The 279-nt window shown below is 67.4% G+C and carries 1 protein-coding gene; it reads right to left on the bottom strand.

The genetic code is table 11. The features are described 5' to 3' along the window. Positions 1 to 279: GntR family transcriptional regulator (locus IF54_RS0139185; protein WP_030327601.1), on the bottom strand; the 279-nt coding region annotated here is incomplete at both ends.

Consider the following 279-nt stretch of genomic DNA (forward strand, 5'->3'; position numbering starts at 1 on the left):
GCGCATTCAAACCCACCGCCGCATCCACATCATCCGCAGCAACGGCCCTCTCCCCCTCCGCACACAAAGCCTCCAAAGCAGCAACACCCTCACTGCCCGCATGCACCGCAGCCAACCGCGCCGCCTCCGCCTCCAACAACGTCCGCACCGTCAGAAGCTGATCCGCCTCCGCATCCGTCGGCTCATGCACAAACGCACCCTGAGCCGGCCGCAGATCCACCCACCCCTCCGTGTTCAACCGCTGCAACGCCTCCCGCACCGGCTGCCGCGACACCCCCA

The organism is Streptomyces sp. NRRL B-3229 (genome assembly GCF_000719505.1).
Classification (GTDB): domain Bacteria; phylum Actinomycetota; class Actinomycetes; order Streptomycetales; family Streptomycetaceae; genus Streptomyces; species Streptomyces griseorubiginosus.